The following is a 17165-nucleotide window of genomic DNA, read 5'->3' as shown; positions in this document are numbered from 1 at the left end:
TGTTCAAATTATAAAGCAGATGGCATGCTGGGTCATTAACTTTTTTGATGGAATACCAAAGTATATGTGACAAATGAGCAAGAAAGGATCATTTTGTTTGTGGATTTTTGGTACATAACAGTTGTGTTTTTACAGAGGATATATTTGGAAAAAAACAAAAAGCCAGTCGGATAAATCTCGACTGGCGCATAAATAATCCGTTTGTCCCGCATTGTCATTGTAACAAAGCTTCTCTCTGCTGATTGCAAATACTGTGCTGCACAATTTCCATTGCGTCTGCGGGTTCAAGCAAGGCTAGACCGTCGCGCAGCACGATGCTGATGTCCAATTCACGTGCAGTAAGAAAAGGACTAAGCTCTGGGGCAAGCTTCTCTACAATTTGAGACAATTTGACCGTTTCCATATCCATTGAGCATCACCCTTTCATATCGAATGTTTAGGGGAAATCATATGGCAAGAAACCAAAGCTACGGGATACAAACATTATATCAGGATCATTTTCAAAAACATAGGGATACAGTGCAAAATCCATTCCTGCGTATATGGATTAGTCTTTTGGCTTCGAAAAGTCGCCAATGACGCCTACCGTTTCCACGATGTTAATGAATGCATGCGGGTCGATCGTGGTTATCGTTTTGCTAAGCTCTGCTATTTCGTATTTTGTTCTTACAGTCATCAGCAGATCGCGTTCAGCCGATGAATATGCACCGCGTGTTTTGATTATGGTAATGCCGCGCGGGTGCAGGAGCAGCTTCGCAAGAAGCTCATCGGTCTTAGTCGTGATGATAAAGGCTGTTAGCTTAATATGCCTCACATGAATGAGATCTACTACTTTTCCAGCGGAAAAAATGGCGACAAGCGAGTACAGGGCAGAATTCCAATTGTTTGTGAACAAAACGAGCAGGGCGATGACAACGCCATTTAATATGAAGATAATCATCCCAACAGGCAAATCGCGCCTGCGCGTAACGATTGAGGCAATAATATCGAAGCCCCCCGAGGAGCCGCCATAGCGCATCGCAAGGCCGCTTCCGAAGCCAATGATAATGCCTCCAAAAACGGAGCCAAGCACGATGTCATCGACTATTTTGACGATAGGAAGGAGTTGCAGAAACAAGGTGGACGCGATGACGGTATAGATGCTCCAAATAATAAACCGATGGCCAACTACGAACCATCCCCATAAGAGTACCGGTAAGTTGAGAATGAAATAAAGCCATCCGATATTTCCGCCGGATATATAGCCAATCATCATAGAAATACCGGATATTCCGCCGGCCAGCAACTGATGCGGAATGAGGAATAGATTGAAGCCAAGCGCAATAAGGAAGGCTCCTGCCGTCATAACCGGCACCGTATAAAGGTAACGCAGGGAGTGCGGATTCATGGCAATCGCTCCAATGCAACCGACGTATCTGTTTGCTTTATTTTGTCACGATTAGTATGGCTTTAATTGGTTCGCTGGTATTCATGAATGATTGTGTGCTATAATGATTTGGATATTCTTAAGTAAGCTGCAGATAAAAGGAGTTTGAGAAAAGTTTGAAAACATTTGCTGAATTTGGCTTGGAACCAAAAGTGTTGCAAGCAATTACCGAACTTGGATTCGAGGAATCTACCCCGATTCAAGACAAAGCGATCCCTATTGCTATGGCTGGGCAAGATTTAATTGGCCAAGCACAGACGGGTACAGGAAAGACAGCGGCATTCGGAATTCCGCTCATTAACAAAATTCCGACAAGCGAGGAACGCATTGTCGCATTAATAATGACGCCAACCCGTGAACTCGCTATTCAAGTGGCTGACGAGATTGGGAAGTTAACTCGATTCAAAGGTCTTCGCTCGTTGCCGATTTATGGTGGACAAGAAATTGGTCGTCAAATCCGTGCATTGAAGAAGAAGCCTCAAATTATTATTGGTACACCTGGTCGTTTGCTTGACCATATCAACCGCAAGACGATTCGTCTTGAAGATGTGCAAACGGTTATCTTGGATGAAGCGGATGAAATGCTTGACATGGGCTTCATGGAGGACATTCAATCCATCCTGAAGCAAGTGCCAGAAGAGCGTCACACGATGCTGTTCTCCGCTACAATGCCAGCTAACATTCAGAAGCTTGCACAGCAATTTCTGAAAAACCCAGAGCATGTTTCGGTTATTCCGAAACAAATCACAGCACCGCTTATCGAGCAATCTTACATTGAAGTGCATGAGCGCCAGAAGTTCGAAGCGCTTAGCCGTTTGCTCGATATGGAATCACCTGAGCTTGCAATCATCTTCGGCCGTACAAAACGCCGGGTTGATGAGCTAAGCGAAGCGCTTCAAAAGCGTGGTTACACTGCTGACGGTTTGCATGGCGATTTGTCACAAAACCAACGGGATAGCGTAATGCGCAAATTCCGTGACGGCAGCATCGATGTACTGGTAGCAACTGACGTTGCTGCACGTGGTCTCGATGTATCTGGCGTAACGCATGTTATCAACTTTGACCTTCCGCAGGATCCTGAGAGCTACGTTCACCGCATCGGTCGTACGGGCCGTGCAGGTAAAGAAGGTACAGCTTGGTCATTCGTAACGCCGCGCGAGACAGATCACCTGCATTTCATCGAGAAAGTTACGCGTCAGAAGATGAACCGCAAGCCGCTTCCAAGCATTGCAGAAGCGATTGAAGGCAAACAACGCATAACGGCAGAGCGTCTTCTTGAAGTCGTTCAAAACGAGGAGTTCTCGGAATACAAAGCGATTTCCATTCAATTGCTTGAGCAATATGATTCCGTTCACCTGCTTTCCGCAGCAATTAAATTGCTGACTGGCGAGAAGAAAAACGTAGAAATCGAATTGACTCCGGAAGATCCGCTTCGCGCTAAGAAACGCAAGCCGGACATTCGCTCGAACGGTCGTCCATTTAATCGCAGCGGCTCTTCCTCTTCATACGGCGGCAACCGCAGCGGCGGCACTGGCGGCAGCGGCGGAGGTTATCGCGGTCGCGATGACAGACGCAGCAGCGGCGGCAGCAGCACTGGCGGCAGCTCGCGCGGTGGCTATGAGTCTCGTGGCGGCAGCAGCGGCGGTTACGGCGGCAAGAGAAGCAGCGAAGGACGTACTGAAAACCGTCGTCCAAAAAGCTCTTCCGATGGCAGCGTAAATAACTAATTTAGCTTTACCCATGTGATTTCCAAAAAAACCGAGGAAGTCCGTATCCCTAACGGGCATCCGGTCGTCCTCGGTTCTTTTATTGTTAATCTATGATGTATCTTGGCAACAATTGGATTTACTGAGAAATGCATTTAGAATAAACATAACGAGATTGCAACCTGTAGAGGTACATTAACCGAGCTGCGAGAGTATTGCGGCAACCACTTTTTGAACTTCATAAGTAGTGAAGGCTGAGGCTTTATATCTTTTGTGAATAGGTTCATGCCGTTTAGATGCTAGCCTAGGAATCAGAAATTGGGCGGTTACATGTCACTATGCAAGTTGATCTGGTGGGAGTAATCTTACTTTTCTGGAGGCAGATCCGATGGAACCAAGAGGGCTAATGGGTGGGTTTTACCGAATTTCCGAATGGATTATGCGGTTATCGGTTATCAATGTATTATGGTTGGTCTGTTCAATTCCATTCCTTTTCTTCGCGTTGGGATTGTTTTTTTCACAGGATGTCAGTCAAATGTATTCCGCTCTTATTGCAATGGCGGTCGTTGCGCCGTTTACCTTGTTCCCAGCTACTGCAGCCATGTTTGCGGTTGCCCGCAAATGGGTAATGGGTGAAGGCGATGTCCCGTTGTTCAAAACTTTTTTCCGCGGCTACAAAGAAAACTATAAGCAAAGCATGCTTGGCGGTATTATTTATACGGTACTGCTGGCGATTATGGTTGTTGATTTCATCGTATATCGTGAGCAATTGAATTTGCTTTCGTACATCTTTATTGCTTTTCTAGTGCTGCTGATCGTATCGCTATTTAATTTTTTCTCTATGCTTGTCCATTATCATATGAAAACGTTTCAATTGCTGAAAAATGCCGTTCTCATTACAATCGGCAAGCCTTTCCGTTCCCTATCTACAGCAATTATGAGCGGTGCGGTTATGTATTTCAGCACGAAGTTTACGTTTCTTATTCCTTTCTTTATGGGCAGTATTATCGCTTACTTGGCATTCTGGAACTTCCATTTGATTTACCAGAAGCTTCAGGACCAAGCGGAGAAAGCGCGTTTGGCGGAGGAGGAAGAGGCGGAGAAGGCTGCTGAGCTTGACCGTATCGATCTCCTTAAGGATGATTCGAGCGGGTCCAGTAAATAACAGTCGGTCAAAGTTTACTTTTTCTTTTGTTAAGTCTATAATAGCAATACCTCCTGCGATGCTCGTTACGGCTTTACGCTGTTTTGAACCAATGGCTGTTTCACGGGAGACCAATATCGAAGCGTAGCTGACATGCCCCCGAAAGGGGACCTCAAAAGCGGTTCTGCGGTCACCCACCTGCGTAAGCGGGTTCAGAAACATGTGAGTCGGACGGCATAGGCGGGTTCTCATTTTCAAATGAAGAGCATTTGCTGGTTAAATCCAGTGATAGCTCTTTTTTCATGGGACAAATCATGGTATTATATAGAGTAATGTACATAGATGCCGGAGGGGGAGATCGTTGTTGTTGAAGCGGACCTTGATCGGGCTACTGCGCAGTCATGAACAGACTGGTGACAAAGCCAAGGATCCAATGCTCAAATCTCATTTCTACAAGCTTTCCAAAGACAAGGCTTGGGAAGAAGTGATATCGACTCTTAAGAAGATGCAAGGTTATAAAGTGCTGCATGAGGTGCAATCCGTTGGTGAAATTGTACTGGAGAAGCGCACGGCATTTGGAAGAACGATGGACATTACGGTTTCCGTGATTAGCGTTAATCCGCTGCAATCGGCAGTCGATATTTATTCAGCATCCCGCGGCTCACTCGGGGATCTTGGTTCTAATTACAGAGTCATTCTGGATTTGTACCGTACACTTGATAAGAAGCTTGCAGCCTTTAAAGTTAATAGTTAATACATAAACAAAGCGAGGAAGGATGTCCTTCACTCGCTTTGTTTGCAATCTGTGTATTTGTGAGCTCAATAAAATAAGGATTATACGAGCGCTTTGACTGCGTTGATCGCTTCTTCATAATTCGGGTGCTCTGTCATTTCCGGCAAGTATTCCACGTACTGGATCGTGTCGTTCGCATCGATTACGAAGATTGAACGTTGGTCAAGTCCAAGCTCTTTAATGTATACGCCATACGAATCGCCAAAGCTGTGTGCTTTGTAGTCAGATAGCAATACAACTTTGTCGATGCCTGCAGCACCGCACCAGCGTGCTTGCGCGAAAGGAAGGTCAACGCTTACCGTAAGTACAGCAACGTTGTCGCCAAGCGAACCGGCAGCTTCATTGAAACGACGAGTTTGCGCGTCGCAAACGCCTGTATCGATGGAAGGCACAACGCTGATTAATTTGATTTTACCAGCGAAATCCTTAAGGGATACGTTTTCTACGAGCGATTTGTTAAGGCTGAAATCAGGAGCTTTGTCTCCAACTTTCAATTCTGGTCCAACTAATGTGATCGGATTGCCCTTGAAAGTGGCAGCTCCATTACGTTCTTGTGTCATGTGAAAATTTCCTCCTCTAAATGGATTGGTGGTCAATACCAAATTTATTATAATCGTTACGAAACGACCTTGTCCAATTGTTGGAGAGAAAAGGGGTTGAAGCAATGATTTTTTTGCGGTATGAGAGCTTTCGTTCTTACTTAAAGCTTTATCCCGTTACATCTGCGTTGATTGCTTTAAATATTATATATTTTATTGTGATTGCTGTGAACGGTGATCCCAATAGTGCATCGCATGCTTATAAATTCGGTGCATTTGCGACCAATGTGGAGATTGATCCGTATGGTACGGATGAGCCGTGGCGTTATGTATCGTCGATCTTCATGCATTCAGGCATTGAGCACTTGCTCTATAATATGTTTGCATTGCTTGTGTTCGCACCGCCGCTGGAGCGTCTTCTCAATAGTTTCAGGTATGCCATTTATTATTTGCTTTGCGGCATTGCAGGTAATGCGATGAGCGCTGCCTTGAATGTTATTGAAGGTGATCCAACTAGCCACATAGGTGTAGGGGCCTCAGGAGCGATTTACGGCATTTACGGTGCGTTTCTGTATATTTCCTTGTTCCGAAAGTCGCAGCTTGATGAGAGCTCGCGTAAAACGGTATACACGATATTGATTTTTGGAGTTGTTTATTCCTTTCTTGTGCCGAGGATTGATTTGTGGGCGCATGTTGGAGGCGCATTAGCCGGCTTCCTTCTTTACCGCATATTCGATCGATTGAAGACGCGTAGAAATAGCGCGTAGAATGAAAATTATGTATATACGGGAGAGAATCTAACCGGTATGGAACTTCGTCAGCTTCATTACTTCGTGAAAGTAGCAAAAAAAGAACATGTTACACAGGCGGCCGAAGAGCTGCATGTGGCGCAGTCGGCAGTGAGCCGGCAAATCCACCAGCTTGAGGAAGAGCTTGGTGTGAAGCTATTCGTTCAAAAAGGAAGAAACCTGCAGCTTACGCCAGTCGGCCAGCTTTTCCTAAAGCGCGCGGAAGTCATATTGGCTGATTTGGAACGTGCTGTCATTGAAATACATGAATTTTTGGACCCTGAGAAGGGTGAGATTAGACTTGGCTTTCCTCATAGTTTGGGGATCTCGTTAATCCCGCAGGTCGTTGCAGCCTTTCGCAAGCTTCACCCGAATGTGAAATTTCGATTTAAGCAGGGGATGTATCCTTCGCTTATTCGTGACATGATCAAAGGGGAGATCGATTTGGCGTTTATTTCTCCATTTCCAGATGAGCATGAATTCGTCTGTGGGGAAGTGCTTCTTACGGAAGAGCTGTATGCGATATTGCCGCCAGGTCATCGTTTGTCAGATATGGAGTCCATTGAGCTGAAGGAGCTGGAGAATGAGACTTTCGTCTTGTTCAGAGAGGGCTATTCCCTTCGGCCAATCGTTTGGGAAGCCTGCCAGACAGCAGGGTTTACGCCGCAAATTGGCTTTGAAGGCGAAGAGACAGATACGATTCGCGGTCTGGTAGCGGCGGGCATGGGTGTGAGCTTGCTGCCGGAGATGGCGCTTCACTATACAGGTCCTTTGCAGCCAACGAAGGTTCGCGTGACTGAGCCACAGGTGACACGTACTATTGGTCTCATTCGCCGTTCGAATGAGAAGCTGCCGCTGGTTGCAAAGGTCTTCCATGGCTTTTTGCTTCGATATTTCCAAGAGGACCTTAAGTCGAAGAACGAATTAGACTAATTAAAGAAGGAGCTATTCCGATCAGTCATAATAGACTGATTTGGAACAGCTCCTTTTTTGTTATGCCTGAATGTTATTCTTGCCGGCTTCCGCCTACAAAAATTAAGATGTATCGAACAAGCTCGAGCAAGGACAAGAGGGCAGCCGCTACATAGGTTAATGCTGCAGCGTTAAGCACCTTGGCAACGCCGCGTTCCTCATCATTCGTAATGAAGCCTTCGGCGATCATGATGTCTCTTGCCCGATTGCTCGCATTAAACTCGACCGGAAGTGTAATCACTTGAAAGGCTACTGCGACCGAGAAGAAAATGATGCCCAGTCCGATTAGGTTCAATGCCGAGAATAGAATACCGGCGATGAATAGGAAAGGGGCAACGCCGGAAGCGAAGTTTACGACCGGGAATATGCGGTGGCGCAGTACTAGCATCGGATAATGCTCCGCATGCTGGATGGCATGGCCGACCTCGTGACAGGCGACTGAAACCGCTGAGATTGAATTTTCATAATAGACAGGCTCCGATAAACGTACGACACGGTGAATGGGATCGTAGTGGTCTGTGAGCGTGCCGCGTACTGGCTCGATTGGCACATCTTGCAGACCATTCGAATCGAGCATTCGTCTTGCTGCTTGATAGCCGGTTAAACCGCTGTTCGCTTGCACGCTAGTCCATTTCTTAAAGGTTCCTTTGACTCGGAATTGTGCCCAAATCGTTAATATAAAAGCGAGTACGATTAAAATGTAGATAAACGTCATTGAGTCATTCCTCCATTATATTGATGAAAGATAATCGCTACATGAGGGAGCTTTTGTTAATAAGAAGCATTAGAGCCTCTATGCAGGCTGCGGTCTGCGGCATGAGGCGGGTGTATAGGTGATTGGCTTGACGAGGCTTGAGCTTCTTAATGACGGGCTCAAGCTCCTTCACTTCCCGCTCCAGCTGGCTTAGATGATGCTGCAGATCCGTCAGCTTGCGGGAGACTTGCTCCTCTGGTGTAATTTTGCTCCAGCTTTCAATTTTGGTTTTTATCTCATCTAACGTATATTTATCTTTTTTCATCTGTTCAATACGTTCTAGACGCTGCAAGGTTTCATCGGCATAGAGACGATAGTTCTTGGCAGAACGCTCAGCAGGTTCTATTAAACCGATTGAAGTGTAATAGTCAATGGTTCGTGGGCTGATTTGAGACAGCTTGGCTAATTCTCCGATTCGATACATCTTTTTCATTTCCTCCATTCGTACAAAATATAAGAAAGTAAAATTCCGTTCATACCCTAAACTTATATTTTACCCGAAGCATGGTGCTGTGTCGCCATCACAAAATGTGGTGCTTCTGTTACCTCTAATGATAATGGTAAAGTTACCATACAGTCAAACGTGGTACATGGGGTGTAACCATCCTCAATTGATCCCACTATGAAATAAATGTAAAATATTTTAACGCTTCTATTTATATCGTAATATAGCTCGTTTTTTATCACGCAATTAAAGAGCGCCTACTCCTACTATACGATCACTATTAATTCAAGTAGGAATCTATGCCTATAAAAAGTGAAAATGCGAAGAATGAGCAGGTACAATAGGGTTTTTTTGTCCTGATTTGTTCAAATTCTTAACGTTCGTGTTAGATTTCATGTTGAATGTTTGATTTTTTTTGTGAATTTACATAAAACGTATTGTCAAATTGAGCACTACTGACTATAATGACATTAAGTCTTTCCTCTCATGTAAGGAAACATAACACTTAGGGAGTGGTCGTAATGATTAAGAAAACGATGTTAGCTTTAGGAATCTTCACCTTATTGTTTCCGGTAATGGCGTTTGCAGAGGATCCTTCCGCAGCAACGTTGAACATGGGTTTAAACTCGCTATGGGTTATGCTCTCATTCATTCTAGTTCTACTTATGCAAGGCGGATTTATTCTTCTTGAAACAGGTTCCACTCGAATGAAAAACGCGGGTCACGTTGCCGGCAAAACCATTTTCACAACTGGCTTGGCGGCACTTATTTATTGGGCATTTGGCTACGGCATTGCATTCGGCGGCGATAGTGGATTAAACGCCTTGTTCGGATGGGGCAACTTCTTCTTCGATCCAGCAGTAGCTGCTGGTGATGGCGAGAATTATCCAAGCACTGTATTCTTCTTGTTCCAACTAGCATTTGCAGCGGTTTCCCTATCCATCGCATGGGGCGGTTTCGCAGAGAGAGCAAAGCTTTCCTCTTATATCGTATTTACAGTATTTTTTATCGCAATCATTTATCCGGTTGTTGCTCACTGGATCTGGGGCGGCGGCTGGCTTGCTGAAGACGGAGCGCAAGACTTTGCAGGCTCCACTGTTGTTCACTTAACGGGTGCACTTGCAGCATTTGCGGCAACCGTATTACTTAAACCGCGTATCGGTAAATTTAACAAAGACGGCTCCGCTAATGAAATTTTGGGACATAACCAAGTGTTCACTGCACTTTCCGTATTGCTTCTATGGGTTGGCTGGTTCGGATTCAACGCAGGCAGTACAGTAGCTATCGGCGACGGCTTCTTCGGATATGTAGCTTTCAACACGATGCTTGGAGCAGGCGCAGGCGGCGTGGCAGCACTTCTTATTTCTTGGGCTGTTACAGGAAAAGCGGACATTACTGCAATGCTTAACGGTACGCTTGCGGGTCTTGTAGCTATTACAGCATCTTGCGCATTTGTTGATCCTTGGGCAGCGGTTGTTATTGGTCTTGTAGCTGGCGTTCTCGTATTCTACAGCGTGAAGTTCTTCGAGAAAATCAAAGTGGATGATCCAATCTATGCTTTGTCTGTTCACGGTGCAGCTGGTGTCTGGGGTACGCTTGCTAATGGTATCTTCGCTACTCAAGCGCTTGCTGATAAAGTTGGCATAGGTACAGGCGGTTTGATCGACACAGGAAGCTGGAAGCAACTTTGGGTACAATTCGAATCCGTTGTAGTCGTTGGAGCATTCGTGCTTGCAGCTTCGTTCCTTATCCTTGGAGTTATGAAACTTATCATGGGCTTCCGCGTTACGGAAGAGCAAGAAATTATCGGTCTTGACCTTAGTGAGCATGGGGCTTATGGTTATCCTGAGCAAATGAAAAAAGCAGGTCAAAACATTCAATGATAATGGATTGGTCATGATATACTGACCGAAGGGAGAGGCGTCGCATGAGTGATCCGGTGCGTTTGCAGCTTCTCAAGCAGATTGGCTCAGCTGATCATGTGGAAGGGCTGCGAGGCTTGCGGGATCAAGTACACGAGCAGATGGAAGCTCTTCTCCCAACGCGTCCGGTCGAACAATTTAATGAACAATTGAATGAGGTGCACGATGCGGTAATTCAACGCGCGATCATCCTCGCAGAAGCGGAAATGGCACGGTTGGGGAAGGGTTCTCCCCCCGTGCCTTACGCATATTTATTGTTCGGCAGCGGCGGTCGGAAAGAGCAGACATTGTCAAGCGATCAAGACAGCGGAGTTGTCTACCAGGATCCAGTGGCTGATTCAGCGGAAGTGAAAATTTATTTTAAAGAGCTATGTGAGCTTGTTGTATTCAATCTTCAGAAGGTAGGATACCCGCCTTGTGAAGGGAATGTGCTGAGCAGCAATCCGGAATGGTGCTTATCATTGTCGGAGTGGGGCGCTAAGCTGGATCATTGGTTTGAGGAGCCTGCATGGGAAGCGGTTAGATATTTGCTCATCATCGCGGATGGACGATGCGTTTATGGCGAACATCGGCTGGTTGATGAGTTAAAGGACTTCTTTTTTACGGATATGCTTAACCACCCGATCATCCTGCAGCGCATGCTGGATAATACGATGCGCCATAAGGTGCTGCTAGGTTTTTTTGGCCAATTGCTGAAGGAGCAGTATGGGGAAGATGCTGGCAGCTTGGATATCAAATATGGCGCTTATATCCCTATGGTGAATTCGATTAGGCTTTTGGCTGTTCAAGTAGGGATTCGGGAAACTTCAACGCTGGAGCGAATTAAAATGCTTGTCCAAGCGGGTAAGATGTCTAACGAGGATGCTGCCGTTTACGATCAAGCGTTTCGGATTTTTCTGAGACTTCGGTTAATGACAACCGAGCAGAATGGCGATGGCTTATATGCCAATAATGGCAAGCTATCGAGCCGAAAGCTGACGAAGGAAATGACCGATGAATTAAAGAGTGGTCTGCGTCTAGGCAAGAAGCTGCAGCGAGCGGTATTCAAGCAAACAATGGGCAGGCTTATGTAGGGCGGTGGAGAAATGAAGGAGCAAAAAGGCGTCGGTCGTATGTGGAACCTATACAAAATGGGAGGATTTACGCCTGCCATCGCTTCTATGTTAGGCTCGCAAAATGCGCAGCAAATGGCGTTTATTCGGAACGTCAACAAAGAGCAGCGCAAGCAATCCATGTTCGACATGCCGCTTCGAGAGCTTGAGGTTGTCGTATTTGATCTTGAAACAACGGGCTTCTATCCAACAAATGGCGATGAGATCATTTCCTTTGGAGCTGTATTGCTGCGAGATGGCGAGATCGTGGAAGGGGAGTCGTTCTACAGTCTAGTCAATCCAAAGCGGAGAATTCCAAAGGCGATTATTGAATTGACGGGCATTACGAATGAAATGGTTCAGGATGCGCCTGATTTGATGCAGGTGCTTCATGGTTTTATGGAGTTTGTAGGCAGACGCCTCCTTATTGCACATGCTTCTGGTCATGACAAGCAGTTTCTAAATGCTGCGCTTTGGAGAACTTCGAAGGTGAATTTAAACCACAGAGTGCTGGATACGATGATGGTGGCGAAATGGCTGGAGCCGAACCTTGAAGGGTACAGCCTCGATGAGCTGCTGGAAAGCTGCTGTATCCCTATTACGGAGCGGCATCATGCCCTGCAAGATTCGATTATGACGGCTAAGCTGTGGCAAAACTATTTGGCGCGGATATTGGAGAGAAACATAAATACGCTTGGTGATCTGTACGCTTATTTAAGCAAGCACTAGCTGCAGCGGAATGAACGTTCCTTGTGAGAGGCGATAGGGCTTAACATAAGGGGCTTCGCTGTTTTGCAATGAGACAATCCAATAGGAAAGCTCGGATGCGGGCAGGAAGCCTTCCGTGTCTCTAGAAGACGGAATGGCTTCTGTTCGCGGATGGGAGTGAAATAAACCGACAATCGATTGTCGGTTTTTTTGCATGTCATAAAAGGCTGCTGTCCACTCTTCCGGATCAAAGGCGAACGAGTGAGCAGGATCGATATGTATATTTTTAATCGGAATGATCGTATCAATAACTTGAGCGTTTGCTTCATCAGTCAGATCTGAGGAGGGGAATGAGTCGCGATCGCTGCTTGCAACGATCCCGCATGCCTCATATGGCTTGGCATCCAAACAAATTTGTATTAGCTGCTCAAATGCCGATTTGGTTATAAAGCCCTTCGATTGCTGTTCTGTCATCGTACAGCCTCCCTGTTTCGAAACGGATAAAATAAGTATACCGGAATAAAACGGGGTGCGCTAACATTTGCGGGCAATGCAACAGGCAGGACAATATTTGGTTAGGGGTATGAATGGAAGCATGATAACCGACAATAGATTTAGGTCCTGTTTGAGAATTAAGACAGAGGGCTCCTGGTTAAACGTGACGATTTTATGGCTAATATGCCCCGCGCCTTGAGCTTCCATACGGTGCATGATACCATGAAGCCATACTGAATAATGATATTGCGAGAGAAGGAAGATACTTTATGAAACGCATTATAGCGCTTTTTACAATTGCATTCGTGTTTGCTGGCTTAGCTGTATTCCAATATAAAAATGATGATCCTAATTCGGTTACGATAGCAGCTCCTGCCGATGGCTTTAAGCCCAAGGCGGGATTTGAGGCGACAGCCTTCAAGCTTCCGGCACTTGACGAGCAGTCCTATGAGGTGGGCGGTAAGCAAGGCAAGCTTACTTTCGTTAACTTTTGGGCTTCCTGGTGCGGACCTTGCGAGCTGGAAGCACCGGATCTGCAGCGGCTTCATGAGCAGTATGGAGATGTGATTAAGCTTTATGGCGTCAATGCTACGAAGTACGATAAAGAACGGGCGGCTAGAGATTTTGTGAATGAACATGAGTTTACATTTCCGATTCTGATGGATCGCAATGGCGATGTAACGAAGCAGTACAAGGTGGATACATTTCCGACAACGTTCCTTATCGATAGCGAAGGCGTCATAAGAGAGCGGATCAATGGCGTCATTACCTATGAAGAATGGCAACGTCTCATTGAGAAGTGGATGTAACAGGCGAAAAAAAGGCTGGCAGCATGTCAATTGTTGACGTGCTGCCAGCCTTTTTGTAGTTTAATGATTCACGAGTCCCATTCGATCTAATGGATCAACATGCGCGCTATCTACTTTATCCATGCCTAGCAGGGCGTAGCGAATGCTGTCGACAAGTGCTTCCCAGCTTGCCTCAATAACGTTGCTGGAGACGCCTACCGTGCTCCATGTATTATCGAGCCCAGTCGATTCGATAAGAACACGTACCTTACCGGCTGTAGCGTCCTTCTCGTCGATTACACGGACTTTATAATCGGACAGATGGATTTGTTCAATCTTCGGATAAAACTGCACCAGCGCCTTGCGCAGGGCGTTATCGAGGGCGTTGACCGGTCCGTTGCCTTCAGCAGCTGTATAAACCTGTTGTCCGCCGACGTTGATTTTGACGATTGCTTCGGAAATCATTAGGCCATTCGTTTTTTCTACGAGCATCTTGAACGATTCAACCTTGAAAACTTCCTTAACCTCGCCGCCGAATGCTTCGCGAAGCAGCAGCTCCATAGAAGCGTCTGCTCCCTCGAATTGATACCCTTGATGCTCAAGCTCTTTGATCTGATCCATAATAAGCTTTGTTTTCTCGTTGTTCGCAGTTACATCAAGCCCAAGTTCCTTGGCTTTTGAAATGATGTTGCTTTGGCCAGCAAGCTCAGAGACGAGTATACGCTGCTTATTTCCAACAAGCTCAGGCTGAATATGCTCATAGGTTTTGGAGTCTTTCATGATCGCGGAGACATGAATGCCGCCTTTGTGGGCAAATGCGGCATTGCCGACATAAGCTTGGCCAACGGGCATATGCACATTCGCGATTTCACTAACATAACGGGCCGTTCCGGTTAGAGTGCGCAGCTTTTCCTCCGGCAGCACATCGTAATTCATCTTAATTTGGAGAGTCGGTATGATCGAGCATAGGTTGGCATTGCCGCAGCGCTCGCCGTAGCCGTTAATCGTGCCTTGAACCTGGCGTGCGCCAGCTCCTACAGCAGCCAGTGAGTTTGCAACGGCAAGCTCACAATCATTATGCGTATGAATGCCGATTGGCGCTGTAAGCTCCTGCTTCACGCGCGTTACGATATCGTGGATTTCATTCGGAAGCGTACCGCCGTTTGTATCGCAAAGAACGAGCCAATTCGCGCCGGCATCCTGCGCTTTCTTTAGTACGGAGATGGCGTATTCCGGATTGTTTTTGTAGCCGTCAAAAAAGTGCTCTGCATCAAACAACGCTTCCATGCCGTTATGCTTCAGAAATGCGATGGAATCATAAATCATCGACAGGTTTTCCTCGAGCGTCGTTTGCAGGGCGGTATGTACATGGAAGTCCCATGATTTGCCTACAAGCGTAGCTGCCGGTACGCCGGATTCAGCAATGCGGACAAGGCTGGCATCCTGCTCAGCTAGACTATTTTTGCGACGAGTGCTGCCGAAAGCGGTGATCTTGGCATTTAGGCTAAATGATTTGATCCGTTGGAAAAATTCAATATCCTTGCTGTTGCTTCCTGGATTGCCGCCCTCGATATAATGAACGCCCAACGCATCGAGCTTCTGGGCAATTTTTAACTTGTCATCCGCCGACAGGCTGATCCCTTCACCTTGTGTACCGTCACGCAGCGTCGTATCAAATATGGAAATGTTTGTTGTCATAAACGGGACGCCTCCTTCACTAATAGCCTTTTTTAGCCTTTTCGAATCATAATGTACAATTATAACACTTGTCACAATGAAAGTAGAGAGGGTGGTATTATTTTTTGTCCGCTTTTTCGAGCTTCGTTGACTTGGCCCTATTGCAATTGTATGCTGGGGATGATTAAGCTTATGTGGGCAATTTGCTTCGAATAGGCGGTGCTTTTGAATGATAATGAAAAATGTGAATGAGCATTATCCGGCTAAAGGCCGCGTAATCATTCATTTGGATATGAATGCCTTCTACTGTTCCGTGCATGAAGCAGAGGAACCTGAGAAATATAAGAATAAGCCGACTGCGGTTTCGGGCAGCGTTGAGCAGCGCAAGGGAATTCTCGTCACCTGCTCGTATTCGGCAAGGAGCAAAGGGATCAAGACCGGCATGACCGTTAGACAGGCACTTAAATTATGCCCCGAGCTTATATTAATAAAGCCGGATTTTAATTTATACCGCAAATACTCACACGGTTTCATGGCCATTGCCAGACAATACACGCCGCTCGTAGAGGCGGTTTCCATCGATGAGTGCTACATGGATATTACCGGATCAAAGATGTTTGGCTCACCTCTGGAAATAGCAGAGGCGCTTCAACAGCGCATTATGTCCGAATGGTCGCTCCCATGCTCGATTGGACTTGCTCCGAACAAGCTGCTGGCGAAGATGGCTTCCGATATGAAGAAGCCGAACGGCTTAACCGTATTGCGCATTCGAGATGTGAAGAGCGTGCTGTGGGATAAATCATGCGATACGTTATTCGGAATCGGGAAAAAAACGGCCGAAAAGCTGGCGAAGCTGAACATACGTACGATCGGGCAGTTGGCTGCAACAGACGAAATGATGCTGAATAAGCATTTTGGCGTGGTCGGATCTTGGATGAAATCGGCTGCGCACGGGCTGGATTACTCAGAAGTCAATCCGAATAGGGAGAGAAATAAATCAATCGGACATACAACGACGCTTCCAAGCGACATAACCGCTCGCGAGGACGTTTACCGCGTCCTGCTTAATTTAGCCGATCAAACCGGGCGCAGGCTGCGGAGACAGAAGCTTGTTGCTACAACCGTTCAGATTACGATCCGAAAGCCGGATATGACGACGATCGCCCGCTCCCATACGCTTGCTGCGCCTTCGCAAGAATCGGAAGATTTCTATAGAGAAGCGTGCAGGCTGTACGATCGGCATTGGAAAACGGGCGAACCGATTCGGCTGCTTGGCATTACGCTCCAAAACTTGACGCTTCTCGAAGAAACAGCCTTGCAGCTGGATTTATTCAGTTATGAGCAGCAGCCCCGCAAGGAGGCGCTTACTCAGGCGATGGATCGGCTCCGCGACAAGTATGGCGAGGATGCGGTTCTCACCGCTGGCATGCTGGGGGACGACCCTTCGACCTTAATTAGGAATAAACGAATTCGTGGTACATCCTTGCAAAAGGATGATAGTTTGTTATATATTGATGAGTGAAGCTTGACTGTACAGAGACGAGATTATTCCGTATATTTATTTAGGAGGGGATTTCCATGGGTAAGTTTACTTGGGTTGAAAAAGATACGTGCATCGCTTGTGGAGCTTGCGGAGCAACTGCACCTGACATTTATGATTATGATGACGAAGGTCTTGCAGAAGTTATTTATAAAGCAGATGGAAACACAGGCAATACTGAAATTCCAGAAGATTTATTTGACGATTTGCAGGATGCAGCCGACGGTTGTCCTACTGATTCGATCAAAATTGCAGATGTACCCTTTAATTACTAAATCATTGCAATAAAGAGAAGCTCTTCTTCGCTGGCACATGCTGCGGAGGGGAGCTTTTTTGTTCGTCTCACGCAGCTTAAAAAATAAAGCTGGGATACAATT

At 46.3% G+C, this 17165-nt stretch carries 18 protein-coding genes and 1 other RNA gene; 12 read left to right on the top strand and 7 right to left on the bottom strand.

Features of this window, described 5'->3' with window-relative positions; genetic code table 11:
- Window positions 1-214: 214 nt before the first annotated feature.
- Entirely contained in the window at window positions 215-409 is a 195-nt protein-coding gene (locus AC1TPC_RS24920; RefSeq protein WP_053376908.1) for a hypothetical protein, read from the bottom strand.
- 138 nt (window positions 410-547) lie between these two features.
- A complete protein-coding gene (locus AC1TPC_RS24915; RefSeq protein WP_482069432.1) occupies window positions 548-1387 on the bottom strand; it encodes a YitT family protein in 840 nt (279 codons plus the stop codon).
- Window positions 1388-1542: 155 nt separating this feature from the next.
- Between AC1TPC_RS24915 and cshA the strand changes: the two genes are divergently transcribed.
- From cshA to AC1TPC_RS24895, 4 genes are all read left to right on the top strand, one after another.
- Complete coding sequence (cshA, locus tag AC1TPC_RS24910) at window positions 1543-3153, top strand: degradosome RNA helicase CshA (RefSeq protein WP_482069431.1); 1611 nt, start codon at window positions 1543-1545, stop codon at window positions 3151-3153.
- A 367-nt stretch (window positions 3154-3520) separates the two neighbouring features.
- Window positions 3521-4297: a YesL family protein gene (locus AC1TPC_RS24905; RefSeq protein WP_482069430.1), complete on the top strand. Its 777-nt coding sequence runs from the start codon at window positions 3521-3523 to the stop codon at window positions 4295-4297.
- A gap of 47 nt (window positions 4298-4344) precedes the next feature.
- A non-coding RNA gene (gene ssrS / locus AC1TPC_RS24900) (6S RNA) lies at window positions 4345-4527 on the top strand.
- A 113-nt stretch (window positions 4528-4640) separates the two neighbouring features.
- Window positions 4641-5030 (top strand): DUF1499 domain-containing protein, encoded by a 390-nt coding sequence (locus tag AC1TPC_RS24895; protein ID WP_169082043.1) that lies wholly within the window; start codon window positions 4641-4643, stop codon window positions 5028-5030.
- An 80-nt stretch (window positions 5031-5110) separates the two neighbouring features.
- Here AC1TPC_RS24895 and tpx read toward each other — a convergent pair whose 3' ends face one another.
- The gene (gene tpx, locus AC1TPC_RS24890) at window positions 5111-5629 is read right to left on the bottom strand and encodes a thiol peroxidase (RefSeq protein WP_482069429.1); all 519 of its coding nucleotides are present in this window, start codon (window positions 5627-5629) and stop codon (window positions 5111-5113) included.
- 104 nt (window positions 5630-5733) lie between these two features.
- Here tpx and AC1TPC_RS24885 point away from each other — a divergent pair, with 104 nt between their 5' ends.
- Window positions 5734-6375 carry a rhomboid family intramembrane serine protease gene (locus AC1TPC_RS24885; protein ID WP_482069428.1) on the top strand — a complete coding sequence of 214 codons (642 nt, stop codon included), beginning with the start codon at window positions 5734-5736 and terminating at the stop codon, window positions 6373-6375.
- A gap of 39 nt (window positions 6376-6414) precedes the next feature.
- Complete coding sequence (gene gltC, locus AC1TPC_RS24880) at window positions 6415-7329, top strand: glutamate biosynthesis transcriptional regulator GltC (protein ID WP_482069427.1); 915 nt, start codon at window positions 6415-6417, stop codon at window positions 7327-7329.
- Window positions 7330-7402: 73 nt separating this feature from the next.
- Here the strand turns inward: gltC and AC1TPC_RS24875 are convergent, their stop codons facing one another.
- Together AC1TPC_RS24875 and AC1TPC_RS24870 are read right to left on the bottom strand one after the other, a co-directional pair.
- Entirely contained in the window at window positions 7403-8083 is a 681-nt protein-coding gene (locus tag AC1TPC_RS24875; RefSeq protein ID WP_482069426.1) for a zinc metallopeptidase, read from the bottom strand.
- Window positions 8084-8120: 37 nt separating this feature from the next.
- Window positions 8121-8555: a MerR family transcriptional regulator gene (locus AC1TPC_RS24870; protein ID WP_482069425.1), complete on the bottom strand. Its 435-nt coding sequence runs from the start codon at window positions 8553-8555 to the stop codon at window positions 8121-8123.
- Window positions 8556-9088: 533 nt separating this feature from the next.
- Between AC1TPC_RS24870 and AC1TPC_RS24865 the strand changes: the two genes are divergently transcribed.
- Genes AC1TPC_RS24865 through AC1TPC_RS24855 form a run of 3 tightly spaced genes read left to right on the top strand, consistent with a single transcriptional unit; the run spans window position 9089 to window position 12309 of the window.
- Entirely contained in the window at window positions 9089-10450 is a 1362-nt protein-coding gene (locus AC1TPC_RS24865) for an ammonium transporter (RefSeq protein ID WP_482069424.1), read from the top strand.
- A gap of 44 nt (window positions 10451-10494) precedes the next feature.
- Complete coding sequence (locus AC1TPC_RS24860) at window positions 10495-11562, top strand: DUF294 nucleotidyltransferase-like domain-containing protein (protein WP_482069423.1); 1068 nt, start codon at window positions 10495-10497, stop codon at window positions 11560-11562.
- Window positions 11563-11574: 12 nt separating this feature from the next.
- Window positions 11575-12309: an exonuclease domain-containing protein gene (locus AC1TPC_RS24855; RefSeq protein WP_482069422.1), complete on the top strand. Its 735-nt coding sequence runs from the start codon at window positions 11575-11577 to the stop codon at window positions 12307-12309.
- Here AC1TPC_RS24855 and AC1TPC_RS24850 read toward each other — a convergent pair.
- Window positions 12295-12762 carry a M67 family metallopeptidase gene (locus tag AC1TPC_RS24850; RefSeq protein ID WP_482069421.1) on the bottom strand — a complete coding sequence of 156 codons (468 nt, stop codon included), beginning with the start codon at window positions 12760-12762 and terminating at the stop codon, window positions 12295-12297. The genes AC1TPC_RS24855 and AC1TPC_RS24850 overlap by 15 nt on opposite strands.
- Window positions 12763-13052: 290 nt before the next feature.
- Here AC1TPC_RS24850 and AC1TPC_RS24845 point away from each other — a divergent pair, with 290 nt between their 5' ends.
- Entirely contained in the window at window positions 13053-13592 is a 540-nt protein-coding gene (locus AC1TPC_RS24845; protein WP_482069420.1) for a TlpA family protein disulfide reductase, read from the top strand.
- Between the two features lie 60 nt (window positions 13593-13652).
- Here AC1TPC_RS24845 and cimA read toward each other — a convergent pair whose 3' ends face one another.
- A complete protein-coding gene (cimA, locus tag AC1TPC_RS24840) occupies window positions 13653-15269 on the bottom strand; it encodes a citramalate synthase (RefSeq protein ID WP_482069419.1) in 1617 nt (538 codons plus the stop codon).
- Window positions 15270-15483: 214 nt separating this feature from the next.
- On the opposite strand from cimA, the gene AC1TPC_RS24835 reads away from it, so the two are divergent.
- Both AC1TPC_RS24835 and AC1TPC_RS24830 read left to right on the top strand, forming a co-directional pair.
- Complete coding sequence (locus tag AC1TPC_RS24835; protein WP_482069449.1) at window positions 15484-16770, top strand: DNA polymerase IV; 1287 nt, start codon at window positions 15484-15486, stop codon at window positions 16768-16770.
- Window positions 16771-16826: 56 nt separating this feature from the next.
- On the top strand, window positions 16827-17063 hold the full coding sequence (locus AC1TPC_RS24830) for a ferredoxin (protein WP_053376893.1): 237 nt from the start codon (window positions 16827-16829) through the stop codon (window positions 17061-17063).
- Window positions 17064-17165: the final 102 nt, after the last annotated feature.

Source organism: Paenibacillus sp. Y280 (assembly GCF_056786335.1).
The sequence above is the reverse complement of the archived record's forward strand: the minus strand, read 5'-3'. Positions and strand labels throughout refer to the sequence as shown.

Excerpts from the sequence above, each read along its gene's own strand:
- tpx (WP_482069429.1), bottom strand. The coding sequence starts at position 5,629 with ATGACACAAGAACGTAATGGAGCTGCCACTTTCAAGGGCAATCCGATC.
- AC1TPC_RS24885 (WP_482069428.1), top strand. The coding sequence starts at position 5,734 with ATGATTTTTTTGCGGTATGAGAGCTTTCGTTCTTACTTAAAGCTTTAT.
- AC1TPC_RS24915 (WP_482069432.1), bottom strand. The coding sequence starts at position 1,387 with ATGAATCCGCACTCCCTGCGTTACCTTTATACGGTGCCGGTTATGACG.
- gltC (WP_482069427.1), top strand. The coding sequence starts at position 6,415 with ATGGAACTTCGTCAGCTTCATTACTTCGTGAAAGTAGCAAAAAAAGAA.
- AC1TPC_RS24850 (WP_482069421.1), bottom strand. The coding sequence starts at position 12,762 with ATGACAGAACAGCAATCGAAGGGCTTTATAACCAAATCGGCATTTGAG.
- cimA (WP_482069419.1), bottom strand. The coding sequence starts at position 15,269 with ATGACAACAAACATTTCCATATTTGATACGACGCTGCGTGACGGTACA.
- AC1TPC_RS24875 (WP_482069426.1), bottom strand. The coding sequence starts at position 8,083 with ATGACGTTTATCTACATTTTAATCGTACTCGCTTTTATATTAACGATT.
- AC1TPC_RS24865 (WP_482069424.1), top strand. The coding sequence starts at position 9,089 with ATGATTAAGAAAACGATGTTAGCTTTAGGAATCTTCACCTTATTGTTT.
- AC1TPC_RS24905 (WP_482069430.1), top strand. The coding sequence starts at position 3,521 with ATGGAACCAAGAGGGCTAATGGGTGGGTTTTACCGAATTTCCGAATGG.
- AC1TPC_RS24855 (WP_482069422.1), top strand. The coding sequence starts at position 11,575 with ATGAAGGAGCAAAAAGGCGTCGGTCGTATGTGGAACCTATACAAAATG.
- AC1TPC_RS24830 (WP_053376893.1), top strand. The coding sequence starts at position 16,827 with ATGGGTAAGTTTACTTGGGTTGAAAAAGATACGTGCATCGCTTGTGGA.
- AC1TPC_RS24870 (WP_482069425.1), bottom strand. The coding sequence starts at position 8,555 with ATGAAAAAGATGTATCGAATCGGAGAATTAGCCAAGCTGTCTCAAATC.
- AC1TPC_RS24845 (WP_482069420.1), top strand. The coding sequence starts at position 13,053 with ATGAAACGCATTATAGCGCTTTTTACAATTGCATTCGTGTTTGCTGGC.
- AC1TPC_RS24835 (WP_482069449.1), top strand. The coding sequence starts at position 15,484 with ATGAAAAATGTGAATGAGCATTATCCGGCTAAAGGCCGCGTAATCATT.
- AC1TPC_RS24860 (WP_482069423.1), top strand. The coding sequence starts at position 10,495 with ATGAGTGATCCGGTGCGTTTGCAGCTTCTCAAGCAGATTGGCTCAGCT.
- AC1TPC_RS24920 (WP_053376908.1), bottom strand. The coding sequence starts at position 409 with ATGGATATGGAAACGGTCAAATTGTCTCAAATTGTAGAGAAGCTTGCC.